Here is a 26,009-nt window from a genome sequence, read left to right as displayed (position 1 = left end):
GCTTGTCGTATGTGCTGTCATGGATGCTCTGGCAGCCCGGCGGCCGGGTCGGTGGACCGCCCGGCGGCCCGGTTCGCGGACAGCTCGGTGAGGAAGTCCGGCAACACCCGGCGCGGCGACCAGCCCTGCTCGTACGCCCGCCCCAGGTCCAGCACCGTCTCGTACGCGAGCTGCTCCACGGCGTACCGGGTCACCCGGCCGGCGCCCGGTACGCCGAGCCGACCGGCCACGGTGGCCACCGTCGCCGCGCCCAGCGCCACCCGGACCGGTACCCGGACCAGCCGGGCCGGGCGACCCAGCGCCGCCAGCACCCCGGTGACCACCGCGTCGCGCGAGTACGGCGTCGCGTCCGCGACGTTGTACGCCCCGGCCGGCCAGCGCACCGCCGCCAGCACCGCGTCGGCCAGGTTCTCCACCGCGGTCATGCTCATCCGCACGTCCCGACCCGGCAGCGGCAGCCGCCCCGCCCGGACCGCGCCCAGCAGCCGGGGCAGCAGATGCGGATCCCCGGCCCCGTACACCGCCCGGGGCCGCAGCACCACCGCGCCGGCGGCCAACGCCAGCCGCTCACCGGCCGCCTTCGTCCGCCCGTACGCGGTGCGCTGGCCGTCGGTCGGATGGTCCTCCCGGATCGGTGCCGCGTCGCCACCGGGCCGGTAGACGCTGGCGCTGCTGACCCAGACCAGCGGTCGACCCGCCACTGCCCGCAGCAGCCGGTCGGTGCCGGCCACGTTCACCGCGTGGTACGCCGCCTGCGCCCCCGGTGCCGGATCCCCGACCGCTGCCGCCAGGTGCAGCACGACGTCGACGCCGCGCAGATCCGGCACCTGCCGACCCGCGTCCCAGGGCACGTGCCGCCCCACCGGGCCGGGCCGGCGACCCACCGAGACGACCCGCGCCCCGGCGGCGGCCGCCGCCCGCGCCACCGCCGCCCCGCAGAACCCGCTGGCACCGGTCACCGCGACCCGTACCCCGGCCAGGTGGGCGCTCACCGCCGCGACCGGGTCGTCGCCCGCACCGTCAACCGGGCCCAGCCCGGCAACGCCGACCGGCGGTCCACCCGGGCGCCGGTCACCACCGGCCGGTACGGCGCCAACACCGCGAGCACGTCGGCCAGCTGGGCATGGGCCAGCCGGGCACCGGGACAGCGGTGCGGCCCGGTGCCGAACACCAGCTGCCCGACCGCCGCCGGCACCGGCGTACCCGGATCCGGTGCCGGCCGCCCGGCACGGACCGCGTTGCGGGCCACCAGCAGCAGCCGGTCGCCGGCGCGGACCGGTACGCCGGCCAGTTCGGCGGCACCGGCCGCCACCCGGGGCAGCACCGGGCTGGCTGCGGTGACCCGCAGCAGTTCGGCGACCAGCGCGTCGCGGGAGCCGGCGTCGGTCGCCGCCGCCCACCACCGGTCGTCGGCACACCACGCGACCGCCCGGGGGATCGCCGCCATCGTGGTGTTGATCGAGGCGACCGCCAGCATGCTGGTCCGCGCCGCCTCCTGCGGCGCCGCACCGAGCAGCCGGGCCAGTTCGGCAGCGGCCCGTGCGGTGGCCCGCTGGTCGCGCCGCGCCCGCCCCGGCCACCGCAGCCCCGGCAGATGGTGCCGGGCGGCGGTCGCCGCCGCCGCCCGGGCCGCCGCCGTCAACGCGTGACCCGGGGTTGCGGCCGTACCGGCGGCGACGTCGACGTCGAGCAGCGCCAGGGTGGCCGCCCCGGCCAGCTCGGCGACCACGTCGACGATGTCGATCTCGGCCCCGTCGCCCAGCGGCGCCAGCCGTCGGCGCAACACGTCGAGCCAGACCGGCCGCAGCCGGGCGACCCCGTCGGAACCGAACACCGTGGCCGTGTCCCGGCGGGTCCGCCGGTGCCCGGAACCGTCCTGATCGAACAGGAATTCACCACCCCCGGTGGCCCGCCGGGCGGCCCCGGCGGTGGTCCGCTCCGCCGACCGGTCCAGCGGCACCCGCCGCAGCGCGTCGGCGAACGGCGTCGCGTGGTGCACCAGCACGGTCCGGCCGATCCGCCGGACCGGCACCCGCCGGCCCGCGCTCAACAGGGCGAACAGCACCGGGTGGCTGGCCAGGTAGACCCGGCGGTCCCGGCGGCGGCCCCGCCCGGGGTGCGGCCGTGGCTCACTCACCACGCACCGCCGTCGCCGCCCGGCCGGCCACCAGCAGCGCTGCCGCCCGGCCCGCCGCCTGCTGCGGTCGTCCGCCCGGCCAGTACCCGCGCTGCCGCCCCACGGTCCGGCTTGCGGGACCGGCCGGCCAGCGGCACCCGGGCGAACACCACCCGGTCCGGCCGGGCCGACCCCATCCTGGCCAGCACCGGGCGCAGCGCCGCGCGCAGCCGCGCCGGGTCGGCCCCCGGCTCCGGCTGAACCATCGCCACGAGCTGTTCGTCGCCGTCGGCCCCGGGCACCCCGACCAGCACCGCCAGCGCCACCCCCGGCACGTGCAGTGCCGGCTCGTACAGCCCGGGGTAGATGTTCTCCGCCGCCCGCAGCACCATGTCCTTGCACCGCCCGGCGAGCACCAGCCGACCCCCCTCGAGTCGGCCGACGTCGCCGGTGGCCACCTCGGTCAGCGGCGGCTCACCCAGGTACCGGTCCGCCTGCCCCGGCCCGGTCAGCCACACCTGGCCGGTGTCGTCGACGCGGGCCGCCACCCCCGGCAGCAGGGCACCGACGAGATCACCGTCGGCTTCGTACGCCGCCTTCTCCGCCTGCTCGACGGCGGCGGCCGGGAACAGTTCGGTCAGCGCGTACACCCCGTACGCCCGGTGCGCCCCGGCCCGGCGGACCCGGTCCAGCAGCGCGGCGCTGACCGGGGCCGAACCGCTGAACACCTGACCGGTCAGCCGGGGGGAGCGGTCCAGCAGCGCCCGTAGCTGCGGCGGCGTCAGGTACGTCGCCTGCGGGCGGAGCCGGCCCACCTGCCGGGCCAGCAGCGCCGCCGACCTCGCCGGCAACGCCACCGGCGCCCCGGCGGCCAGCGCCGGCACCAGCACGAAGAACATCCCACCGAGCACCGGCACCCGCGGCGTCGGCGCGACCAGGTCGGTCACCGCGCGCATCCCGGCGGACAGGCCGGCCCGGGTGTGCACCACCGCCCTCGGCCGGCTGGTCGTGCCGGAGGTGAAAATGATCACCGCGTCGCCGTCGCCGTCGTACGCCGCCGGCACCGGCCCGGACCCCGGCGGCAGCACCGGTGCGCCACCGGGCAACCGCCGGCCGACGGTGCGCACCGGGGCGATCCGGGTCAGCTCCGGCAGTGCCAGGTGTGCCCGCCGGGCCAGCGGCCGGGCCCAGCCGGCCACCGCCTGGGCCGCCGCGTCGGCCAGCACCAGCGCCGGGCGGGCCAGTGCCAGCCGGGCGGTGAGCACCTCCGGCCCGGCGGTGGGGTCCAGCACCGCCACCCGCACTCCCAGGTGGTACGCGGCCAGCAGCACCGCCAACGACCGGGGACCGGGCCGCACCGCCACACCGAGGGTGTCGCCGGCGGCCAACCCGTGCCGGTGCAGCGCGGCGACGTACCGGTCGGTCAGGTCGGCCAGCTCCCCGGTGGTGGCCCGCACCCGGGGTCGACCGGTCAGCGGCGCGGCGGTCAGCACCGCCGGCCGCTCCCAGTCGGCCCGCAAGGTGGCCGCGAGTCGGTCCAACATCAGCTGCCTCCCCGCCGGTGCCGGGTCATCGCGGATCCGGTCATCGCGGATCCTCGGTCAACTCACCGGCACCCCGGTCCAGGTACCACGCGGCGGTGCGCCGGACACCGTACGCCCGCAGCCGGCGGGTCGAGTTCTCCACCACCATGTCGCGCCGGTGGCTGATCGCCGACGTGGTCCGCCGTACCCGGTTGAGGAAGGTCCGGTCGGTCGGCGACGGCCGGCGTGGCATCCCCCCGCAGGCCTGGTACAGCTCGGCGGTGACCGCCATGTTGTTTCCGGCGTGCATCCGGTACGGCGCCAGGTAGCCGTCGGCGCGCCGGTGCGCCGGCCGCAGCCGGCCGAACGACGCGGCCAGGAAGACCAGCAGCCGGAACCCGGCCCGACCCACCGGGCCGTGCTCGTCGCGGCGGGCCCGGATCGCGCCGCAGACCAACCCGGCACCGCCGGTCAACCCGGCCCGCGCCGCCGCCACCCAACCGGGGTGCGGCAGACAGTCCGCGTCGGTGCGGGCCAGCAGCAGTGCGCCGTGCCCGATGGCGTACCGGAACCCGGTGTCGACGGCGGCACCGACGCCCTTGCACGGCTCGTGCAGCAGCCGTACCGGGAACGGCGCGTCGGCGGCGAACCGCTCGACCACCTCGACGGTGCCGTCGGTGGAGCCGTTGTCGACCACGACCAACGTGAAGTCCCGGTCGGTCTGGTCGGCGAGCGCGGCGAGGGTGTCGCCGATGCGGGCCTGCTCCTGGTACGCCGGCACCACCACCCACAGCGGCCCGGTGGGGACGGTCGCGCGGTCGCCGCCGCGTTTTTCCGGTGCCCTCCTCACGGCTTCTCCCAGACCATCGTCATCACGCTGACGCCGCCGCCCAGGCCGATCGCCAACACCCGGTCGCCGGAGCGCAGTTCGGCGTCGACACGGGCCAGTTGGACGCCGAGCGTGGCGCTGGCCAGGTTGCCCAGCTCGCCGACGGTGACCACCAGCTTCTCCTTCGGTACGCCGGTGACCTCGATGAACCGCTCCAGGTACGGCACGCTCACCTGGTGCACCAGCACCCGGTCGTAGTCGACCCAGTCCCAGCCGGTGCGCTGGCGTACCCGGTCCAGGATGTCGGTGCCGATCTGCTCGAAGACCCCCCGCAGGGCGTGGCCGTCACCGTGGAAGTAGGTGTGTTCGTCGCCGCGCGGGTGGCGGGACCCGCCGCCGAAGATGCCACCGACCGACCAGTGCGCCGACCGGGTCTCGGTGTCGACGTCGACGATCCCGCCCCGGCGTACCGGCTCGACCAGCACCGCCGCGCCGCCGTCGCCGAAGGTGTAGCCGGCGAACGCCGTCCGCGCCTGCGCCAGGCTGTCCAGCCGGGGCCGCATCACCCGGGTCGGGGTCTCGCCGGTGACCACCAGCGCCCGTTGGGCACGCCCGGCCAGGATCATCGACCGGGCCAGGTCGATGCCGTTGAGGAAGCTGTTGCAGGCGTTGGTGACGTCCACGGCGTGGGCGTGTCCGCCCAGTTCGGCCTGCACGATGTGCGCGGTCGCCGGTTCGACAAGGTCCCGGCTGGCCGAGGCGAACAGCAGCAGGTCGACCTCGTCGACGCCGCGCCCGGCGGCGGCGAGGGCCTGCCGGGCCGCCCGGACAGCGAACGTCGAGGCGTACTCGTCGTCCGCGGCGATCCGGCGGTGGTCGATTCCGGTCATCATCCGGAACAATCCGGGCGGCAACGCGACGTCGCTGGCGACGGCGATCCGCTCCTGCAGGCCGGTGGTGGTCAGTTCCCGGTCGGGCAGGCTGGCGCCGACCCCGGTGATGCCGACCCGTTCGGGGTGCCACCCCGGTGGCGACGTGTCGTTCATCTGCTCAGCTTCCTGCCGGACCCGGTGGGTCCGGATGAGTAGGGGTGCTCAATGCGTCCCGGTGTCGTAGCCCAAACGCGGTGGGCCCGGACCGGGTACCGGTGCGAGGTTACGGGTCCGTCCCTGCCGGGTACACCGGTCCGATGGCTACGAAATCCCAGCCCAAGGGGGCCAGAGGGACTGTCGGACACGCCAACAGCGCGCTCAACCTGCGGCTGGCGATGGCCAGCTTCGGACTGGTCTTCTGCGTGGTGGCCGGGGCCCTCGCCTGGCGCGCCGACCTGATCGCCGGCGCGGTGATCCTGTGGGTCCTCGCGGCGATCGCCGTGGTCGACCTGGTCGTCATCCAGCGCCGTCGCCGGGCCCGCCGGCAGGAGGAACCGGGCGTACGGCACTCCCTGTTCGAATGAGCCGTCGGCACCGACGGTGGATGGGATTGGCGGAAACGGTCATCGGGTAGATGACCGGCCATGACGCGCTTCGGCCTGCACTGCTCGCACGAACAGATCCACCCGGCCCGGCTGCTGGACGCGGTGCTCCGCGCCGAGCAGGCCGGCTTCGACGCCGCGATGGCCTCCGACCACTTCGCCCCGTGGAGCGAGCGGCAGGGCCACTCCGGCTACGTCTGGTCCTGGCTCGGCGCCGCGATGCAGGCCACCAACCTGCCGTACGGGGTGGTCAACGCGCCCGGCCAGCGCTACCACCCGGCGATAGTCGCCCAGGCGATCGGCACCCTGTCGGCCATGTACCCGGGACGGTTCTGGGCGGCGCTGGGCACCGGGGAGAACGCCAACGAACACATCACCGGCGATGCCTGGCCGCGCAAGGCGGTGCGGTCGGCCCGGCTGCGCGAGTGCGTCGACGTGATCCGGGCCCTGCTGGCCGGCGAGGAGGTCAGCCACGACGGTCTGGTCACCGTGGACCGGGCCCGGGTGTGGACCCGGCCGGACACCCCGGTCGACCTGTTCGGTGCGGCGGTGACCGAGGCGACCGCCGCGTGGTGCGCCGACTGGGCCGATGGGTTGATCACCGTCAACGCCCCGGTCGAGCACCTGCGGCGGATGGTCGCCGCGTACCGGGACGCCGGCGGTCGTGGCCGGCTGGTGCTGCAGGTCCACCTGAGCTGGGCGCCGGACGAGGCGCAGGCCGAGGCGATCGCCCACGACCAGTGGCGGACCAACATCTTCGCCCCGCCGGTGGCCTGGGACCTGGCCACGCCCGAGCACTTCGACATCGTCGCGGACCAGGTCACCGTCGAGCAGGTACGGCGTACCGTCAACGTGTCGGCGGACCTGTCCCGCCACGTCGACCAGCTGGCCTCCTATGTCGCGCTGGGCTTCGACGAGATCTTCCTGCACCACGTCGGCCAGGAGCAGGCCGCGTTCATCGACGCGTTCGGCGCCGAGGTGCTGCCGAAACTGCGGACCGCCTGACCACCCGACCCGCTGATCCACCGGGTGGCGTTCGTACGGTGCCCCGTACCGGCCGGAATTCGGTCGACCGTCCAGGCGTTGACGGCTAGCGTGACCACCATGTTCGGCACCGTCGGCGTTGTGCGGCCCGCAGGTCTCCACCTGCCGGGTGCCGCCGTCGGGTGCGCGTGGCTGGCTGATACCCGAGGCTGACCCTCCTCCCGCTGCGGCAGAACCACGGAGGAGGGTGGCCCGGACCTCCCGGCGTCGCCCCTTTCCCGGCGTACGTCGTGGAGCGCGGTTCTGGCGCGGTTCGCGGGGCTTGGCATCCCGCCCGCGTGACGTCGTCCGCCAAGCAGACTCCACTCTGGAGCAGCATCATCATGGCCAAGAGTCAGTTCGTGCGCGCGAAGCCGCACCTCAACATCGGCACGATGGGTCACGTCGACCACGGCAAGACGACCCTGACCGCCGCGATCACCAAGGTCCTCGCCGTCCGGGACCCGGCCGTCAACCGGTTCGTCTCCTTCGACGGCATCGACCGGGCACCGGAGGAGGTGGCGCGGGGCATCACCATCAACATCTCCCACGTCGAGTACGAGACGGCCACCCGGCACTACGCCCACGTGGACATGCCGGGCCACGCCGACTTCGTCAAGAACATGATCACGGGGGCGGCGCAGGTCGACGGGGCGATCCTGGTCGTCTCGGCACTCGACGGGGCGATGCCGCAGACCCGTGAGCACGTGCTGCTCGCCCGGCGGGTCGGGGTGCCGTACCTGGTGGTGGCGATGAACAAGGCCGACGCGGTCGACGACCCGGAGTTGCTCGACCTGGTCGAGCTCGAGGTCCGGGAGCTGGTTTCCGAGTACGGGTTCCCCGGCGACGAGCTTCCGGTGGTCCGGGTGTCGGCGCTGCGGGCGCTCGAAGGTGACCCGCGCTGGGTGGCCTCCATCGTGGAGCTGCTCGACGCCGTCGACCGGTACGTTCCGGTGCCGCCACGCGAGCTTGGCGAGCCGTTCCTGATGCCGATCGAGAACGTGCTGACGATCTCCGGTCGGGGGACCGTGGTGACCGGTGCGGTCGAGCGCGGCACGTTGCGCCTCGGCGACCAGGTGGAGGTGGTCGGCCTCGGTCCGACGGTGTCCACGGTCGCGACCGGGCTGGAGACGTTCGGCAAGTCGCTGGACACCGCCGAGGCCGGCGACAACGCCGCCGTGCTGCTGCGCGGGGTCAAGCGGGACCAGGTGCAGCGGGGCCAGGTGGTGGCGTTGCCGGGCAGCGTCACGCCGCACCAGCGCTTCACGGCGCGGCTCTACGTGCTGACCACCGCCGAGGGTGGGCGGCACACGCCGTTCTTCGCCAACTACCGGCCGCAGTTCTACTTCCGTACCACGGACGTGGTCGGGTCGGTGGACCTGGGCGACCGGACGATGGCGATGCCGGGTGACACCGTCGAGGTGACGGTGGAGCTCGGCAAGCCGATCGCGATGGACGTCGGGCTGGGCTTCGCGGTCCGGGAGGGCGGCCGTACGGTGGCCGCCGGTACGGTGACCGCGCTGCTCGACTGATCACGGCTGTCGTCCGCCCGTGGTTCTGCTCTCAGCTAATCTCCTGACAGCAGAACCACGGGCGGACTCCCTCGGCGTGCGCGATGCTGGAACGGACACCCGATGACGATCCGCTCGACCGAGGAGATTTACGGATGGACTTCAAGACACCTGCCATGCGCGGTGACGGGGCGGCGGCCAGCTTCGGCGACCAGGTCTACCACCGGTTGCTCCAGGAGCGGGTGATCTTTCTCGGGACCCAGGTCGACGACGCTTCGGCGAACGCGATCTGCGCTCAGATGTTGCTGCTCGCCGCCGAGGACAGCAAGCGGGACATCTTTCTCTACATCAACTCCCCGGGTGGCTCCATCAGCGCCGGGATGGCGATCTACGACACGATGCACTACGTCAAGAACGACGTGGCCACGCTCGCGCTCGGCTTCGCCGGGTCGATGGGGCAGTTCCTGCTCTGCTCCGGTGCGCCCGGCAAGCGCTATTCGCTTCCGCACACCCGGATCATGATGCACCAGCTCTCCGGCGGCATCGGCGGCACCGCCGCGGACATCGCGATCCAGGCGGAGAACATGCTCTACGTCAAGCGGACCACGATCGAGCGGATCGCCTTCCACACCGGTCGCACCTACGAGGAGATCGAGGCGGATTCGGACCGCGACCGGTGGTTCACCGCCGAGGAGGCCCGCGAGTACGGAATGATCGACCACGTCATCACCACGACCACCCAGATGTCGTTGGAAGGGTCGATCTCCTGAACCGGGGCGTCGCCTGACGCTGGCGACATCCGATTCGTCGGCACACCGGCGGCGCGGTCGAACCGCGCCGCCGGTGCGTTCGTCACCCGGTCGACCGAGGAGTCGACCGGTCCCGTCGCCGGACCCTGCCCGTCCCGTCGCGCTCCACAAGTGCATTGCGGTCAGCTAGATTGGACTACTGGCGGCCGTGCGTGTTCCGCCACCAGAGGTGATCACGACTGCGGGCGGAGCGAGATGCTGTTGCGACAGGTTATCGGCTCGGTGTTGCGCAGGATCCGGCTGCGGCAGGGGCGGACCCTGCAGGACGTGGCACGGGCCGCTGGCGTGTCCACCCCGTACCTGTCGGAGCTGGAACGCGGCCGTAAGGAGCCGTCGTCGGAGATCCTCGCGTCGATCTGCCGTGCGCTCGGCGTACCCCTGGAGGAACTGCTGCAGCAGGTGCTGGAGGAGCTGTCCAAGATCCAGCCCACGGTGGTCCCGGCTCCGCTGCGTGGCCTCGCCCGGGGTCGCCTTCCGGTCCTGCGCGGCGGGGCCGATGCCGCTGGCCGACCCCACCGTGCGATGTCCCGCCGCCCGGCCGGCAGAACCGATGTGCCCGGGGCCCGGCGTGCCGTGCGGGCCCGGTTGGTGCGTCCGACGGGCTGGCCGGGGCGTCTCGCCTGACCGGCGCGGCCGAACTGGCCGACCTGGCCGGTCGTGATCAGCCGGATTAGCCCGACCGGCGACGGTAGACGTCGATCGTCGACTGCCCCTGGAAGAGGTACTGCGGCTGCGGCTCGCTGACCACCACGTCGATGCCGAAGTCCGCGCAGTACGCCTGCGCGAAATGGCAGCCGGTGACAGCGAACACCACCAGACGGGTGCCGTGCTCGGCGGCGGTGCCCAGCAGCGCCGACAGCGTGTGACTCGGAAGGGTCTCCCCGCAGACGAGCGCGACGTCGCTCTCGGCGATCAGCCGGGCGCTCTCCTGCCCCGACACCACCGGTACGCCGAGAATGCCGTTGGCGATCAGGTCCGGATCGAAGTCGCTGGCGGTGATCTCGACGTCCTCGGCGAGCAGGTGGTGGATCAGGTTGCCCATCACCCCTACGTTCGCGACCCGCCGCCCGCCGGTCGCGTCCAGCAGCGCCATCGCCTCGTCGACGACGATCCTCGCCCGGGCCAGCGCCTTGTCCTGCGGCAGACCGTCGATGAGGTGCCGGCGGGTGGGCCGGGCCGGCAGCGAGCCGAACGCGGCATCCAGGATCGCGATGTCCTCCTCCACCGACAGGCCCCGTACCTCGCGGCTGTCCTGGCCGAGCAGGGCGTCGACCTCGCCGCTGAGCCGGACCGAGCCGAAGTCGGCATAGCAGCAACCCTGCCGCTTCGCCTGGGCCATGACGAAGCTGTACGTCATGAACCGCTCGTACGGGGTGGGGTAGGCCCGGTAATCGACACTCCACAGGCCACGCAGGGTGAAATCCTCGTCGGGAATCCCTCGACTGCGTTCCCGCACGATCGTGCGCAACGTGTCCAACATGGTGTCCATCGATGCTGCTCCTGCCGTTGCCGCTGGTGGGGAACCGGTGTCGCTCAGTGGGGATCGGCGGCCGGCTCCGCCGGCGCCGAGTTGCGCCGGGTGCCCCAACGCCGCTGGGTCGCCTCGTGGATGTACCAGATGTCGTCCTCGGTCAACCGCCGTGAGACGACCCCGGGAAAGGCCTCCTCGAAATAGATGTACGGTGGCCGATTGTCCACGGTGGGCGAGTGGTAGTCGAGCGACTCGGTCATCTGATGCTGCCGGGTGATCGGGGTCGCCGGATGGTAGGTGAGGATGTTCGGGCTGGCCAGCATCAACAGGCCGGCGTCGATCAGCTCACCGACTCCGTCGATCGTTTCCTCGATCGATGTGCGGTCCTCTCCTTCCAGACCGAACAGCACCGACGATCCGACCGGGATACCCGCGTCGCGGATCCGTTCCAACGCGGTCCGTACCTTCTGCGGCCAGGGGAACTCCGCCGATCGGCGCAGATTCTTGTGAATGTTGACCATCACCTGCTCGGACATGCTCTCGATGCCGAGATAGAGGTAGCCGCAGCCGGCCTGCTTGAGCAGCCGCAGTGTGTCGACCACGTCGGCTTCCTTGTGCAGGGTGGTCAACAGGTCGACGGTGACCTGCCCACCGAAACGCAACTGCCGCAGCCGCTGCCAGTCGCCCTCGTCCTCGATCCATTTGCGGTACCGGGGCGGCAGTTCCGCCGGGGTACTGGCCGCCCGCAGCGCGGCCAACTCCGTGCAGAAGGCCCGGATGAGCGGAAAATTGCCACTCCAGAAGATCGAGTCGTCGAAGAAGACCGCCTCGGCTCCGTAGCTCGCGCACGCGCAGATCCGTTCCAGGGCGGCGGCCACCGGTTCGGTCCGGAACCGTCGCAGCCCGCCGGCGAGCGGCGCCGCCTCCGAGCAGAAGTCACAGTGGTACGGGCAGGCGTTGGAGACGGTCATGTGGGCGGTGCGTGCCGGTGTGCCGTCGGGGCGGGGGAAGACCGGGAACCGGGCGCGGATCGCGAAACCCTGGTACGGCATCGGCAGGTCGGCCAGGTCGTAGGCGGCACCCTTGACCGGGAAGGCGTGCACCGCGTCGGCGGTACGCGCGCACAGCAGGGACGTGCCGGGGATCTGTTCGCCGGCGGCGGCGAGCAGGTCCAGCGTCGCCACCACCTCGTCGACGTCGGTGGCGCGGGTGCGCACGTCCATCGACAGGGCGATGGCCTGCATCAGCAGGTGCAGGCTGAAGTAGCCGTCACCGGAGATGAGGAAGTCGACCACCGGCCGGGCCCGGCCCTCGTCGATGGCCCGCAGGGTGGCGCTGTACTCCAGCGCGAGGGTGCCGTCCGGGCGGTAGCGCATCGTCTCGTCGATGTGCCGTCCGCCGAACACCACCAGACAGTCGGGGACCTCCTGTTTCACCAGCTCGGCCATCTGCAGCGCGTACCGGTGGCCGGGGGAGACGGTGCTGACCAGGAAGACCCGGGGCCGACGACGGCGGACGTCGTCGCGCAACTGCGCACGCGCGGGCGCGTCCCAGACACGGGGGTCGAAGACGCTGCGGTCGGAGTTGCTGTCTGCGGCGTGCCAGCCCCGTGGTCCGTGCTGCGCGGCGAGCCGGTAGGCCTTCGACGGGGCCGCGCCCCAGTCGGGGCAGAGTCCGGGGAAGGCGGCGCGGTGCTCGGGGGCGGCGGCCGCCGACTGCAGAGCCGCGTCGACGGTGACGCTCAACGCCGCGTACAGGCACATCGGGTCGCCCGGGTAGGTGATCTCCCCTTCGGTCGAGGTCATCACCGGTGCCAGGGCGGCGAGCACGGGGAAGGCGCGGGTCCGCCACTGGGAGCGGATGTCGTCACCGGGGCAGTCGGCGGCCAGCGCGGCGGCCCGCTGCCGGTGCAGCTGCGCCAACCGCCGGGTCGCCGCGTCGCGGTCGACCGGCGGCGGCCCGGCGAACCCGGGGTGGGCGACGACGGCACGTACTCCTGCGGTCATCGGGCTCGACCCCGTCGGGTCGGGTCGGCGCTGGGACCGGCCGGTCTCACGACGAGGCGGCCGGCGGTCGGCTCAACCACGGGCCACCTCGGCGGCTGCGGCCTCCCCACCCAGCGCGGCCAGGACGACCGTCGGGTTCCAGAAGTCCCGGTAGTGGCGGATCCGATCGCCGGAGGTCCACACCACCGAGATGTACGTCTGGTGCATCGGCAGCCCGGTGGCCAACGCGGTGCCGGTGCCGGTGAACTCGGCGACCACCAGGTCCGGCGCGGCGCTCGGGTGGAACCGCAGTTCGTCGAAGCGCAGTGACAGGTTCTCGGCGTACTTGTCCATCTGTTCGCGGATCTGCTCGTGGCCACGGAAGACGGCCGGCCAGCCCGCCGGGGCGTACGGGAACTCCAGCACGCCGTCGGAGGTGAACAGGGCGACCCAGTCGGCGATAGCGGCGCGTTCGAGCAGGTCGAGGTGGTGGGCGAACAACCGCTCGGCGGCGGTACGGGCAGTGGCTCCGGTGGGCATGCTCAGGCGCCTTTCGTCGATACGGGCAGGCTGATCAGTGCGCGCAGGAACGTGGTGTCCAGCCAGCGCAGGCTCTCCACCGGCGCGGCCAGCGACAGCTGCGGGAAACGCCGCAGCAGCCGGCCGATCGCGATCTGGCCCTCGACCCGCGCCAGCGGGGCACCGATGCAGTAGTGGATGCCGTGGCCGAAGCCGAGGTGGCCGTCGGAGGGGCCGCGTACGTCGTACGCCTCCTGCGGCGCGAAGCGCTGCGGATCGCGGTTGGCGTGCGCCAGGGAGGCGAGCAGGAAGGCACCTTCCGGGATGGTCACCTCACCGACCTGGACGGGGGCGGTGGTGAACCGCAGCATCGACATCAGCACCGGGCCGTCGTAGCGCAGGTACGCCTCGATCGCCTTCGGCAGCAGGCCCGGGTCGGCCTGGATCGCGGCGAGCTGGTCCGGGTGGCGCAGCAGGGTGAGTACGCCGTTGCCGATCAGGTTCATGGTCGTCTCGAAACCAGCCATGATCATCAGGTAGGTCATGGCGACGAGCTCGGACCCGCTGAGCCGGTCGCCGTCGTCGCGAGCCTGGATCAACGCGGTCAGCAGGTCGTCGGCGGGATGCGCCTGCTTGGCCGCGATGAGCTCCTCCAGGTAGGCGGTGATCTCGGCGGCGACCGCCTCGGCGGCGTCCGGTGACAGCGGGGTGGCCTGCTGCTGCGCCCAGCCCCGGAACCGTTCCTGGCCGTCGGCGGGGATCCCGAGCATGTCGCCGATGACGGCCAGCGGCAGCGGGAAGCAGTAGCTGGACATCAGGTCGACCTGGTCCTGGTCGGCGATCGCGTCGAGCAGCCGGTCGGCGATCTGCTCCACCCGGGGCCGCAGGTGCTCCACCCGCCGGGTGGTGAACGCCCGGGTCACCAGCGACCGCAGCCGGGTGTGGTCCGGGGGGTCGGCGTTGAGCATGTGCCCGATCAGCGTGCCGCCGATCACCGGTCGGTGCACGCCGGTGACCGTGGTGAACAGTTCGGCGGCGGCGGTCGCGTCCCGGGCCACGTGCGGGCTGGCCAGGACGGTCCGGACGTCGTCGTAACGGGTGACGATCCATACCGGATGGTCTGTGGCGAGGTACGCCGGGCGGGCCGGTCCGTCGACCCGCAGCCCGTCGTAGAGCGGATGCAGCGGCGAGATCATCTCTTCGCCGAGGATCAGGGTGGCATGTTGCGGTGCGTGGGTCACGAGGTCTCCTCAGCGGCCGGGCGAGGTGCTGGCGGGTTCCCGGCCGACGGCCGGCGGGGGGCCGACGATCGCGCCGAGCTGACGGTCGAAGGCGGACGCCGGCAACAGCCGGGTCATGAACCGGGCCTTCTTGACGTCGGCGCCGACGACGTAGCGGATCTTCGGCCGGTGCGCGGTCAGCGCGGTGCGGACCGCGTCGGCGAAGTCCTGCATCGTGGTGGTGCTGGCGAGGGCGCCCTGTTCGTTGGCGTCGACGAAGCTCAGCAACGACGACCGGTACAGGCCGGCCACCGACTCCGGTGCCGCCTGCAGGGTGCGCAACGCCGTCTCCCGGGTCTTGCGCCAGATCGGGGTCATGATCGCGCCGGGCTGTACGACGCTCACCGCGATGCCGAAGGCGCGCAGCTCCCGGCGCATGATGTCGCTGAGCGCCTCCTTGGCGAACTGCGACGCCGCGTACGCCCCCAGGTACGGCACCGCGACCGTGCCGAGCCCCGACGTGACGTTCACGATCCGGCCGCCGCCCCGGCGCAGCGCCGGCAGCATCGCCCGGGTGACCATCACCGACCCGACGACGTTGGTCTCCAGCTGGGTCCGCAACTCCTCGCGGGTGACGCACTCCAGCGGCGCGGTGACGCAGATCCCGGCGTTGTTGACCAGCCCCCACAGGCCCGCCGCGCCGGTCTCGGCGGCGACCTCCTCCGCGGCGCGCTGCAGCGTCGCGTCGTCGGTGACGTCCAGCAGTACGGGGCGGACGGTGCCGGTTCCGGCACCGGCTCCGGCGGCGGCCTCCCGCAGCTGCGCGCCGTCAGCGGCCCGCCGCACGGCGGCGAACACGGTGAAGCCGTGCCGGGCCAGGTCGACCGTGGCCTGCCGGCCCAGTCCTGACGACGCGCCGGTGACCAGCACCCAGCGTCCCTGCGGCGGTACCGGCTCACGACTGGTCCACATGGGTGTCCTCCTGTTCGGTGCGGGCGGCTGCCAGCGCGGTCAGCAGGGTGTGCAGGCAGGTGTCGACCAGGGCGACGGCCCGTTGCTCGTCCACTGCCTCCCGGACGTAGGTGAAGTTCCAGAACAGCCGCCCTCCGCTGGTGGTGACGGTGGCGACGAAGTAGCCGTTGACCGACAGCCCCGTCACGAACTGCGCACCGGACAGCGCCCAGTCGCCGAGCCGGTCGGGGAGGTCGTACCGGCCGACGTTGGACACGCACAGGTTGATCGGGCTGGTCTGTTCCATGAACTCCAGGAACGGACGGCCCTCGGCCACGGTCGGCGGGCAGCCGCCGCGGACCAGGTTCACCAGGGCGAGGTGCTCGCCGAGATCCCGGCGTCGGGCGACGTCGGCGCTGACCGACCGGGCCCGGTCCCACACCGTCGCGGTGGGCCGGCAGTCCACCAGCGACGGTACGGTCGCCACGTAGGTGCCGACCTCGTCCGGACCGACCGGCGGCTCCAACGCTCCACGGAAGTCGATCGGCGAGCCGATCATCAGGTACACGACGTCGGACCGCTCGGCCGCCACCGCGCCGGCCAGTGCCGCCACCAGCGCCCCGTGGACGGTCGTGCCCTCCCGCCGGCAGGCGTCGGCCAGCGCGGTGAGCTGGTCGGCGGAGAGTTCCCGGTGGATCAGGCCGGTACGGCGCCGCTCGAACGGTACGTACCGCCCGGGTTCGAACCGGGCCGGCCGGTATAGGCCGACGTCCCGTTCGTCGCGTTCCTGCTTGGCCTGCAGTACGGCGGCCCCGGCCGCCCCCCGGTGCGGCTCCGGTAGGAGGTCGTCGGGGGGCGGCAGGGCGCGCTCGCGGGCCGGCGACCACGCCGACGCGGCGGCGGCCGGCCCCAGCGGTGGCGGGGCGGCACCGTCGTCGGGTCCGGCGGCGAGCCGGGCGCACTGCTGCGCCCACTGCCGGACGAGGGCGAGCACGGTGGTGCCGTCGGCGACGCCGTGCGGCAGGGCGATGATCAGATCGACCGCCGGTGGTGCGTCGCCGCCGATGGTCAGGGCGGTCGCCCTGGCCAGCGGGCCGGTGTGCCGGTCGATCGGGTCGACCAGCTCGTGTTCGTTGCACCACCGCACCCAGCTGTCCGCGTCGTCGGGCCCGGCGGCGGTGGGCTCGCGCAGCGGGACCGGCCGGTCGGTGGGTACGTACCGTGGATGTCGTCCGTCCTCGTCGGCGCGGATCGCGACCTGCAGCAGCGGATGCCGTCGCTGCACCGCGTCCAGCGCCGCGCGCAGCACCGGGCCCGCGATCGTGGCGTGCACCCGGACCCGGCCGATCACGGTGAGCGGTGAGAGCTGGTCGGCGATCCAGTACCAGCGTTCGACCGGGCTCAGCTCCCGGTCGACGACCGCCTTCGCCGATACCGGCCCGGTCGTGGCCGGCCGGCTGCTCACGACGCCCCCTGGAAGGTCAGTGCCGCCCGGTTGCGCGCGTCGATCGAGCGTTGCGGCACCCACCGGAAGTACACCCGGCGGCCGAGCACGGCCAGCGGATGTTCGGCCTGCTCGATGCGGCTCAGCGCGTACGACGCCTGCACCATCTGGTGGGTACGGGGGCGGCGGGCGTCCTCGTAGGCGCGCAGCCCGGCGCTGATCGTGTCGGCACCGGCCAGGCACTGGGCGAGCACCACGCCGTCCTCGACCGCCATCGCCGCGCCCTGACCCAGACTGGTCATCATCGGGTGGGCGGCGTCGCCGAGCAGGGTCACCGGACCGGTGCCCCACGAGCCACGGAACGGGCGGTCCTGGGCCGGGATCGTGATGATGGTGTCCTCCGGCGTGGCCCGCAGGACGGCACCGACCTCGTCGGCCCAGCCGGCGTAGGTCCGCTCGATCTCCTCCCGGTCGCCCTTCCAGGTCCGGGCGGCCTCACCGGGCATGTTCATGGTGCCCCACCAGTAGACCCGGCCGTTGCCGATGTCGGCGAGCCCGAACCGTCGGCCGCGTCCCCAGTAGTGCGCGGCGTAGCCGGGGGTCACCCGGGTATGGGTGAAGTGCGGCGTTGCGAGCCAGCAGATGTAGTCGCCGTCGCGCAGCTCCTCCGGTCCGAGCAGCTGTCGGCGGATCGCCGACCGGATTCCGTCGGCGCCGATCAGGACGTCGCCGCGTACGGTGTGCCCGTCGCTGAAGGTCACCTGGACCTGATCGCCGTCGATGTCGTACCCGGTCGCGGTCGCGCCGAGGGTTACCGATTCCTCACCGACCTGCTCCAGCAGCGCCTGTTGCAGATCGGCGCGGTGCACCGCCAGCATGGGCACTCCGAACTCCTGGATGAAGTGTCGGTAGTGAATGGTGCGGATCACCTGACCGGCGGCGGACTTGAAGTGCAGCCGGTCCCACTGCACGGCCCGACCGTCGAGGTTCAGCTCGATGCCCATCTGGCGCAGTGCGACCGACGCGTTGCAGGTCAGCGCCAGAGCGCTGCCGGTGGGCAGCAGGTCGGTGGCCCGTTCGAAGATCCTGACCTGGTAGCCGGTGCGGCGCAGCGCTGCGGCGGCGGTCAGACCGCCGATCCCGGCACCGACGACGATGGCCGTCGGCGGTGGACTGCTCATTGGCTCACTCCTCGACAGAAGGTTGCGGTGGCGTCGGGTCGGACACGAGACAGGCGTTCAGCCGGTCGGCGAGCACCCGGACGTGGGGTTCGTCGAGCAGGTCGAGATGGTCGCCGGGGACCTCCACGACGGTGAGGCCACCGCCGGCCCAGTCGGTCAGCCCGTTGTCCGGGTCGGCGTGGCGGCTGTGGGCGGCCTCGTGCATCGGGCGCAGCGCTGCCGGCAGCTCACCGCTGGCCCGTAGCAGCACGATCGGGTCGACGTACGGCGGTGGCCGGTGGTCGAGCAGCGCCTGCCAGTTCGCCTGGAACACCCCGAACAGTCGCTCGACCACGCCGCGTGAACTACCGTCGGGCAGCACACCGGCCGCCACCGCCCGCCGCAGAATGAAATCGAGCCGGTCGCCGCGCTCGGGCAACCCGCCGGGCAGCGCCTCGGTGGGAGTGGCGCCGCGCTCGAACCAGCACAGCTCCCAGAAGAACCACTCCAGCAGGGCGTCGTCGGCCACCGCGTCCGGTGTCGGTGTACCGGGGGTGATCGAGTCGAGCAGGATCACCCGTACCGCCGCGTCCGGCTGCGCCCGGCGTAGCTGGGCGGCCATCTCCAGGGCGACGAAGCCGCCGAACGACCAGCCGCTGAACACGTACGGGCCGGTGGGGCGCACCCGCCGTACCGCCGTCAGGTAGCTGGCGGCCAGCTCCGGCAGGCTGCGCAGCGGCTCGGCTCCGGGGTCCGCGCCGGCCGCCTGCAGCGCGTACACCGGCTGGTCCGCCGGCAGGTGCCGGCTCAGCGGTACGTAGCAGAGCACGTTGCCGCCGAGCGGGTGCACCAGGAACAGCGGCGGCCGGGTGCCGTCGCGGCGCAGCGGGACGAGCGGGTCGAAGGCGACCGGCGCGGACCGCTGCCGGAGCCGTACCGCCAGCTCGGCGACGGTCGGGGCGGCGACGAGCGCGGCGATGGGCAGGTGGACGCCGTAGCGCTGCTCGACCGTGACCGCCAGGCGCATCGCGGCCACCGAGGTGCCACCGAGATCGAAGAAGTTGTCGTGGATGCCGACCTGTGGCAGCCCCAGCAGGTCGGCCAGGAGTTCGGCCAGCGCCCGTTCGTAGCCGTCGCGGGCCGGTGCCGGCCGGCCGGCCGTGGCGGTGGGCAGCGGGAGCCGGCGCAACGCGGCGTCGTCGCGTTTGCCGCTCGGGGTCACCGGCAGCCGGGGCAGCCAGACGAAATGCGCCGGCACCATGTAGTCCGGCAGGCTGACCCGCAGCCGCTTGCCCAGATCGGAGACGTCGACGACGTCGGCGTCGCCGACCAGGAACGCGACGAGCAGGGCGTCGCCGGCCTCCCGCCGGTGGGCCACCACCGCCACCGCACGGACCGCCGGCTGGTCCTCGGCGGCCCGCAGCAGTGCGACCTCCACCTCGGCCAGCTCCACCCGGAAGCCGCGGATCTTCACCTGGGTGTCCCGTCGGCCCAACCAGACCACGTCGCCGTCGGGCAGCACCATCGCGACGTCGCCGGTGCGGTACAGCCGGGCGCCGGGCCGGTCCGGGTGCGGCAGGAACGCCCGGGATGTCAGTTCGGGCTGGTCCCGGTAGCCGCGGGACAGGCAGGCTCCGCCGAGGTAGATCTCCCCGGGCGCGCCCGTCGGGACCGGCCGCAGCCGGTCGTCGAGCACGTGCAGTTGCGCGCCGCTGATCGCCCGGCCGATCGGCGGCAGCACCGGGAACCGGTCTGGATCCCCGGACATCAGCCAGGTGGAGGCCAGGTTCGTCTCGGTCGGGCCGTACTGGTTCTCCAACAGCAGGCCCGGCAGCCGCCGGCAGAGCCGACGGATCTCCTCGGTGATGCGCAACTGCTCACCGGAGGAGACGATCACGCGCAGCGCCTGCGGGACGACGTCGAGCGCATCGACCGCCTCGGCGAACTGCTGGAGCGCGACGTAGGGCAGGAAGACCCGTTCCACCTGGTGTTCGTCGACGGTGCGCAGCAGCGCCGACGGGTTGCGCCGGTCCGCCTCGCTGATGATCCGCAGCTCGCCGCCGCAGGCCAGGGTGGAGAAGATCTCCTGGAACGACACGTCGAAGCCGAGCGGGGCGAACTGCAACGTACGGGGCGCGCCCGCGCCGGTCGGTACCGACACCTGCCACTGCACGTAGTTCGCCCACAGCCGGTGGGTCAGCTCGACGCCCTTGGGGCGGCCGGCCGAGCCGGACGTGAACAGGATGCAGGCGATGCTCTCCAGGTCCAGGTCCAGGTCCAGGTCCGGCGACGCGGCCGGTCCGGCGCCGTCGTCGGCGAACAGGGCGTCACCATCGCTGGCGATCAGGGCGTCACCGTCGCTGGCGATCAGGGCGTCGATGTCGAGCAGCGTGGTCGGGTCCGACCCGTCGCCGAGCAGGCCCCGGTGTGCCCGGTGGGCGACGATCCGGACCGGCCGGGCGATCTCCAGCACGGCCCGGATCCGCTCCCGGGGATAGCTGACGTCCAGCGGGACGACCGCCCCACCGCTGCGGCAGATGCCGAGTACGACGGCGACCAGTTCCGCGCTGCGGTCCATCGCCACACCGACCGGCACGTCCGGTCCCACCCCGAGGGCCCGCAGGCGGGCGGCGATCCGCCCGGTGACCTCGTCGAGCTCCCGGTACGTCCATCGCCGGGCACCGTCGCCGATCGCGGGCGCGTCCGGCGTACGGGCAGCCTGGCCCCGGAACTGCCGGACCACGTCGGTCGGCTCGCCGGCCGGTCGGCGTACCGTGACGCCATCGGTGGTGTCGTCGCCGGCGACCAGGAAGCCCCAGTCACGCGCCTGCTGCGGGTGCCGGGTGAGCCGGTCCAGGATGCGCAGGTAGGTCTGCGCGTACAGGTCCGCCTGGACCCTGGTGAACACCGTGCCCGCGCAGTCGACCCGCAACCGCAACTGGTCATCGGCCGGATCGAGGATCGCGTTGAGCAGCAGGGTGAAACTGGTCTCCTCCCAGACCTGCAGCCCGGTGAGCACCGGCGTCGGCCCGGCGACCAGCGGGGCCAGCGCGTGCGGGTGGACGTAGTTGAACGCGGTGCCGAGCCGCTGCCCGCCCATCAGCCGGGTGATCTCGCTGAGTGGGAACCGGCGGTACGGGTGCGCCTGCTGCTCGGCGAGGTGGACCTGCCGTACCGTGTCGGCCCACGCGCCGTCGGACGTCGTGACCCGTACCGGCAGGGTGTTGAGGAACAGCCCGGCGACCCGGTCGCCGTCGGCGACTTCGGGCCGGCCGTGGGTGACCAGGCCGGTGACCACCTCTGGCGCGCCACTGAACAGCTGCAGCATCAGGCAGTGCGCGGCGAACAGCACCGACTTGACCGGCACCGCCAGTTCGGCGGCGAGCCGGCGGACGCCGTGGCGCAGCGCGGGCGGCACCGGCTGCTCGACGACGATGAGCTGCTCGCCGGTCGGCGGCTGGTACGCCCGGAACCCTTCGACCTGGGTCGGTTCGGCACCGTCGAGCAGGTCCTGCCAGTACGCGCGGGCGTGCGGCGACGCGAGCGCGGCCCGTTCGAGGCGGATCAGCTCCGCCCCGCTGACCGTCGGCGCCGGTACGGGTGCCGCCACCGCCTGACCGGTCCGGTGCTGGTAGTCGCTGACCAGTTCGTGCACCAGACTGGCCACGCTCCAGCCGTCCAGCAGCGCGTGGTGGAAGCTCAGGACGAGGTCGACCGCGGTGGCGCGGGGGAAGGCGTGCAGCTGGTACAGCGGTGGCTGGTCGAAGCGGTACCGGTGGAACCGCCGGTGCTCGACGTGGGCCAGGATGGTCCGCTGCGCGGTCTCGGCGTCGACCTCGCGCAGGTCGGTCACCGTCAGAGCGCCGGCGACCCGGTGGTGCACGATCTGCAGCGGTTCGAAGTAGCCGGCGAGGTCGAACGACGAACGCAACGCCGGGTGCCGCGAGACCAGCGCATCCATCGCCGCCTGCAACGCCTGCGCATCCCAGGGCAACCGCAGTGTGTAGCGGAACACGTCGTGGTAGACGGCCGACGACTCCCGCTCCCGGCTGTGGAAGAGCAGACCCAGGCTGAGCCGCGAGATCGGGTACGCGTCTGCGGCGTGCAGCAGCCGGGCCCGGTCCCGGTCGGTGACCAGGTCGAACGGCTGCGGCGGTGCAGCCTCGGCCGAAGCCGTTGCCGGGCCGGCAACGGCGACCGTGGCGGCGGCCCGATCGGCCTGGGCCGCCTGCTCGGCGATGGTCGGCCAGCGGACCAGATCGCCCAGGGTCAACGCGAGTCCGTGCCGGGCCGCCTCGGCCCGTAGCCGCAGCATCAGGATCGAGTCGCCCCCGACTCCGTAGTAGTTGTCCCAGACCCCGACCTGGTCGACCCCGAGCACGTCGGACCAGATCCCGGCCAGCGTCTGCTCGGTGGGGGTACGCGGCCGGTCCGCGCCGTGCGGGCCGGCGGCTGGATCCGGCAGCGCCCGACGGTCGGTCTTGCCGTTGGGAGTGAGCGGCACCGCGTCGATGCGGACGAAGAAGCTCGGCACCATGAAGTCCGGCAGCGACCGGGCCAGCCCGGTGCGCAGGTCGGTCGGGTCGATCGGCTGGTCGGCGACGTAGTAGCCGACCAGCCGAGTGCCGTGGGTCGCCGACCGGTGGTCCACCACCACCGCGTCGCGCACCCCGGGCAGCGTCGCCAGGTGGCGTCGGACCTCGCCGAGCTCCACCCGGTTGCCCCGGATCTTGACCTGCTCGTCGAGCCGGCCGAGGTACTCCAGGTTCCCGTCGGCGAGCCAGCGGGCCAGGTCACCGGTGCGGTACATCCGTTCGCCGGGGCGCAACGGGTCGGCGACGAACCGGTCCCGGGTCAGGTCCGGCCTGTCGAGGTATCCCCGGGCCACCCCGACGCCACTGACGCACAGCTCACCGGCGATCCCGGGCGGTTGCGGGGTGCCGTGCGCGTCGAGCACGGACAGCCAAATGTTGTCGATCGCCCGGCCGATCGGCACTCGGTCGTCCACGGCCTGCGGCCCGGTCGGGCAGTCGTAGTACGACACGTCGACGGTGGCCTCGGTCGGGCCGTAGAGGTTCACCAACAGGGGCAGCGGCCGACCGGCCGGCGGGTCGGCGTGGAAGATCCGGTTGAACTGCCGTACCCGCTCGGGTGTCAGCGCCTCCCCACTGGCGAAGACCAGCCGCAGAGTGACGGCCTGCCGGCGACGCTGCGGGGCCCTCTCCAGTAGGTCCAGCAGCGGTCCGAGCATCGACGGTACGAAGTGGATCACGGTGACCTGGCACCGTTCGATCACCTGCAGCAGCTGGTCCGGATCCCGTTCGCTGCCGGGCGGGGCCAGCGCGAGGCGGGCACCGGTGAACGACCACCAGAACAGCTCCCACACCGACACGTCGAACGAGCTCGGTGTCTTCTGCAGCAGCACGTCGTCGGCGCCGATCGGGTACCGGCGTTGCATCCAGTGCAGCCGGTTGACCACCGACCGGTGCTCCACCATCGTTCCCTTCGGCCGGCCGGTGGAGCCGGAGGTGTAGATGACGTAGGCGAGATCGGTCGGTCGGGGGAACGCCGCTGGCACCGCACCGGGTGCCCTGCTCAGCCACGGCGTCACCGGGACCACCGTCGAACCGGGAGCCGGCATCCGGGCCACGGCGTCGGCGGCCGACGCGGACCCGTCGGTCAGGACGATCCGGGCGGCGCTGTCGGCGAGCAGCGTCGCGATCCGCTGTGCCGGGTAGCCCGGATCGACCGGTACGTACGCCGCACCGGCCCGCGCCACGGCGTGCACCGCGACGACCAGTTCCAGGCTGCGGGCGGCGAGCACCGCCACCCGGTCGTCGGCCCCGATACCCCGGCCGCGCAGCTCGGCGGCGAGCGCGTCGACGCTGCGGGCCAGGTCGGCGAAGGTGAGCTGTCGCCCACTCGCGTCGTCGACGACCGCGGCCCGGTCCGGATGCCGGTCCACGGCGGCGGCGAACAGGCTGGCCAGGGTGGCGTCGTGCGGGTACGGCACCGGCGGGTCGGTGTGCCCGGCGACCAGCTCGTCGATTTCGGCCCCGGTGAGCAGGGGCAGCGCGGCGAGGGCGGTCGCCGGCTCGGCCAGCGCGTGGCGCAGCAGGGTGGTCAGTTGCCGACCGACCTGGGCGATGGGCAGGTCCTCGTCGAACACGTCGCAGCCGTAGCCGAGCTCCACCACGACGTCGCTGACCTCGTCGAGTTCGTTGATCAGTACGGCGAGCGCATCCGGATCGTGCGACGGGTTGGTGGCCACGGTGCGGTAGCTGGCGTCCGGTACCGGCACCGGCGCCGACCAGCGCATGTAGGAGATGGTGACGTCGAACAGCTGGCGATGGCCGGCCCCGCTGGCGCGCAGGTCGCGCAGCAGGTCGCCGAGTGGGTAACGTTCGTGGCGCTTGAGCTGCCGGGTGTCCTGGCGGATCTGGTCCACCACGGTCCGCACGGACCGGCCTTCGCCCAGCGGCACCCGCATCGGCAGGGTGTTGGCGAAGTGGCCGGTGAGCGCCCGCTCGGTCCCGGTGAGCCGGTTCAGCAGGGAGACGCCGACGAGCACCTCGTCGCTGCGGTGCACCCGGCCCAGGTAGCCGGCGATCACCGCGGTCAGGAAGGCGAACGGGCTGTCCCCGCCGGCCCGGATCCGGTCGATCAGGGCCCGGTCGACCGTGAAGCGTTCGATCGCCGTACGCCGGGTGCCGGCGGGGCTGCGCCGGTGAAACAGCGCCGGCTCCACATCGCGCAGGTACGACCGGAAGAAGCTGCTGGCCCCGGCGCGGACGTCGTCGATCTGCTCCTGCTGGTCGAGCACCGACTGCACGTAGGACGGTGCGTCCACGTGGGCCGGCCGACCGCTCCGTACCCGGTGGGCGTAGTCGTCGCGAACCTGGCCGACGAGTACGTTGAGGCCCCAGGCGTCGCAGACGATGTGGTGACACTGCACGTAGGCGTAGACCACCGACTCGCTCTCCCGAAGAATCCACAGTCCGTAGAGGCGTTGGCGGTGCAGCGGGAACGGGCGGTCGAAACGGTCGGCGATCCATGCCGCGCACGCCGCCGCCGGGTCGGGCGTGGCGGTGAAGTCGACGATCTCGACCACCGGCGCGGCCGGCTCGTACCACTGCCACGGCGTGCCGTCGGCCTCGTCGAAGCGCAGGTGGAACGAGTCGTTGCGGGCGATCGCGGCAGCCAGGGCGTCGCGCAGCGCCGGCACGTCCACCCGGCCGTCGAACCGGTCGTAGATGCAGCAGTTGAACTGCGGCAGGTGCGGGAACCGGGACGCCGCCACCCAGACGTCTCGCTGGTGGGGAGAGAGGGGAAGGTGTGCGGATGAAGGCAAGGAGAGCTCCACGTGCGTGTCGGTGGACGGCGGATCGACCGTCCTGCGTGGTTGCCAGGCAACAGACTCACCCGCGCCTCCACAGGTATCCAGCGCGTCCGGAGCGTGGTCTTGACGCGACCAGCCTCGTCCCGCCCACCCCCGGTGGTGTCAGGTACGGTGCGCAGGTGAGTGAGCAAGGGAACGTCGACCCTCGTCAGTGGGGGGTGACCGGCGAGGTCCGGGTGCTGCCGGTGGCGGTGCCGACGGCGGCGGACGCCGCGCGGGAGCTGGGCTGCGCGGTCGGTGCGATCGTCAACAGCCTCGTCTTCGCGGCCGACGGCGCACCGGTGCTGGTGCTCGCCAGCGGCGCGCACCGGGTGGACACCTCGCTGGTCGCCGCGCAGCTGGGTGCCGCCAAGGTTCGCCGGGCCAGCCCGGAACTGGTGCACGTCGCGACCGGCCAGCGCGTCGGCGGAGTCGCGCCACTGGGCCATCCACGACCGTTGCCGACCCTGGTGGATCAGCACCTGGCCGACTACCCGCAGGTGTGGGCCGGCGGCGGCGACGAGTACACGATGTTCGCCACGACCTATCCGCAGCTGCTGGCGCTGACCGGCGGCCAGCCGCTGCGCGGTTGAGCG

Annotated in this window: 18 protein-coding genes and 1 pseudogene; 6 read left to right on the top strand and 13 right to left on the bottom strand. The window is 72.9% G+C overall.

Annotated features, from left to right (window positions below; genetic code table 11):
• Positions 1 to 17 precede the first annotated feature (17 nt).
• The 5 genes from O7608_RS23725 to O7608_RS23705 are packed head-to-tail and all read right to left on the bottom strand — an operon-like array spanning position 18 to position 5,514.
• Positions 18 to 992 carry an NAD-dependent epimerase/dehydratase family protein gene (locus O7608_RS23725; RefSeq protein WP_289206687.1) on the bottom strand — a complete coding sequence of 325 codons (975 nt, stop codon included), beginning with the start codon at positions 990 to 992 and terminating at the stop codon, positions 18 to 20.
• Positions 989 to 2,137, bottom strand: a complete 1,149-nt coding sequence (locus O7608_RS23720) for a cytochrome P450 family protein (RefSeq protein ID WP_289206686.1) — start codon at positions 2,135 to 2,137, stop codon at positions 989 to 991. Before O7608_RS23720 ends, O7608_RS23725 begins: the two co-directional genes overlap by 4 nt.
• Complete coding sequence (locus O7608_RS23715; protein WP_289206685.1) at positions 2,134 to 3,660, bottom strand: class I adenylate-forming enzyme family protein; 1,527 nt, start codon at positions 3,658 to 3,660, stop codon at positions 2,134 to 2,136. The genes O7608_RS23720 and O7608_RS23715 overlap by 4 nt, the downstream gene beginning before the upstream one ends.
• 40 nt (positions 3,661 to 3,700) lie before the next feature.
• On the bottom strand, positions 3,701 to 4,489 hold the full coding sequence (locus tag O7608_RS23710) for a glycosyltransferase family A protein (RefSeq protein WP_289206684.1): 789 nt from the start codon (positions 4,487 to 4,489) through the stop codon (positions 3,701 to 3,703).
• Positions 4,486 to 5,514: a 3-oxoacyl-ACP synthase III family protein gene (locus tag O7608_RS23705; RefSeq protein WP_289206683.1), complete on the bottom strand. Its 1,029-nt coding sequence runs from the start codon at positions 5,512 to 5,514 to the stop codon at positions 4,486 to 4,488. The genes O7608_RS23710 and O7608_RS23705 overlap by 4 nt, the downstream gene beginning before the upstream one ends.
• Positions 5,515 to 5,657: 143 nt before the next feature.
• On the opposite strand from O7608_RS23705, the gene O7608_RS23700 reads away from it, so the two are divergent.
• The 5 genes and pseudogenes from O7608_RS23700 to O7608_RS23680 all read left to right on the top strand — a co-directional run.
• On the top strand, positions 5,658 to 5,924 hold the full coding sequence (locus tag O7608_RS23700; protein ID WP_289206682.1) for a DUF6343 family protein: 267 nt from the start codon (positions 5,658 to 5,660) through the stop codon (positions 5,922 to 5,924).
• Between the two features lie 60 nt (positions 5,925 to 5,984).
• Positions 5,985 to 6,947: a TIGR03885 family FMN-dependent LLM class oxidoreductase gene (locus O7608_RS23695; protein WP_289206681.1), complete on the top strand. Its 963-nt coding sequence runs from the start codon at positions 5,985 to 5,987 to the stop codon at positions 6,945 to 6,947.
• A gap of 362 nt (positions 6,948 to 7,309) precedes the next feature.
• Positions 7,310 to 8,497: an elongation factor Tu gene (gene tuf, locus O7608_RS23690; protein WP_289211010.1), complete on the top strand. Its 1,188-nt coding sequence runs from the start codon at positions 7,310 to 7,312 to the stop codon at positions 8,495 to 8,497.
• A 134-nt stretch (positions 8,498 to 8,631) separates the two neighbouring features.
• The gene (locus O7608_RS23685) at positions 8,632 to 9,246 is read left to right on the top strand and encodes an ATP-dependent Clp protease proteolytic subunit (protein ID WP_282227873.1); all 615 of its coding nucleotides are present in this window, start codon (positions 8,632 to 8,634) and stop codon (positions 9,244 to 9,246) included.
• 234 nt (positions 9,247 to 9,480) lie between these two features.
• A pseudogene (locus O7608_RS23680) lies at positions 9,481 to 9,679 on the top strand (helix-turn-helix domain-containing protein); the annotation flags it as partial.
• A 276-nt stretch (positions 9,680 to 9,955) separates the two neighbouring features.
• On the opposite strand, the gene O7608_RS23675 reads toward O7608_RS23680, so the two are convergent.
• The 8 genes from O7608_RS23675 to O7608_RS23640 all read right to left on the bottom strand — a co-directional run bounded on the left by O7608_RS23675 (position 9,956) and on the right by O7608_RS23640 (position 25,398).
• Positions 9,956 to 10,774, bottom strand: a complete 819-nt coding sequence (locus tag O7608_RS23675; protein ID WP_289206680.1) for a Rossmann-like domain-containing protein — start codon at positions 10,772 to 10,774, stop codon at positions 9,956 to 9,958.
• Positions 10,775 to 10,818: 44 nt separating this feature from the next.
• Entirely contained in the window at positions 10,819 to 12,762 is a 1,944-nt protein-coding gene (locus tag O7608_RS23670) for a B12-binding domain-containing radical SAM protein (RefSeq protein ID WP_289206679.1), read from the bottom strand.
• Positions 12,763 to 12,834: 72 nt separating this feature from the next.
• Complete coding sequence (locus O7608_RS23665; RefSeq protein ID WP_289206678.1) at positions 12,835 to 13,281, bottom strand: nuclear transport factor 2 family protein; 447 nt, start codon at positions 13,279 to 13,281, stop codon at positions 12,835 to 12,837.
• 2 nt (positions 13,282 to 13,283) lie between these two features.
• Complete coding sequence (locus O7608_RS23660; protein WP_289206677.1) at positions 13,284 to 14,501, bottom strand: cytochrome P450 family protein; 1,218 nt, start codon at positions 14,499 to 14,501, stop codon at positions 13,284 to 13,286.
• Positions 14,502 to 14,510: 9 nt separating this feature from the next.
• Positions 14,511 to 15,452, bottom strand: coding sequence for an SDR family NAD(P)-dependent oxidoreductase (locus tag O7608_RS23655; RefSeq protein WP_289206676.1), 942 nt, complete (start codon positions 15,450 to 15,452; stop codon positions 14,511 to 14,513).
• Complete coding sequence (locus O7608_RS23650) at positions 15,436 to 16,896, bottom strand: phthiocerol/phthiodiolone dimycocerosyl transferase family protein (RefSeq protein ID WP_289206675.1); 1,461 nt, start codon at positions 16,894 to 16,896, stop codon at positions 15,436 to 15,438. Before O7608_RS23650 ends, O7608_RS23655 begins: the two co-directional genes overlap by 17 nt.
• Positions 16,893 to 18,056 carry an FAD-dependent oxidoreductase gene (locus tag O7608_RS23645; protein WP_289206674.1) on the bottom strand — a complete coding sequence of 388 codons (1,164 nt, stop codon included), beginning with the start codon at positions 18,054 to 18,056 and terminating at the stop codon, positions 16,893 to 16,895. The genes O7608_RS23650 and O7608_RS23645 overlap by 4 nt, the downstream gene beginning before the upstream one ends.
• A 4-nt stretch (positions 18,057 to 18,060) precedes the next feature.
• Positions 18,061 to 25,398 (bottom strand): non-ribosomal peptide synthetase, encoded by a 7,338-nt coding sequence (locus O7608_RS23640; protein WP_289206673.1) that lies wholly within the window; start codon positions 25,396 to 25,398, stop codon positions 18,061 to 18,063.
• Positions 25,399 to 25,553: 155 nt separating this feature from the next.
• Here O7608_RS23640 and O7608_RS23635 point away from each other — a divergent pair, with 155 nt between their 5' ends.
• A complete protein-coding gene (locus O7608_RS23635) occupies positions 25,554 to 26,006 on the top strand; it encodes a YbaK/EbsC family protein (protein ID WP_289206672.1) in 453 nt (150 codons plus the stop codon).
• The last annotated feature ends 3 nt before the right edge of the window (positions 26,007 to 26,009 follow it).

Source organism: Solwaraspora sp. WMMA2056, assembly GCF_030345095.1.
Classification (GTDB): domain Bacteria; phylum Actinomycetota; class Actinomycetes; order Mycobacteriales; family Micromonosporaceae; genus Micromonospora_E.
Note: the sequence above shows the minus strand (reverse complement) of the source record. Positions and strands in the feature narration are given on the sequence as shown.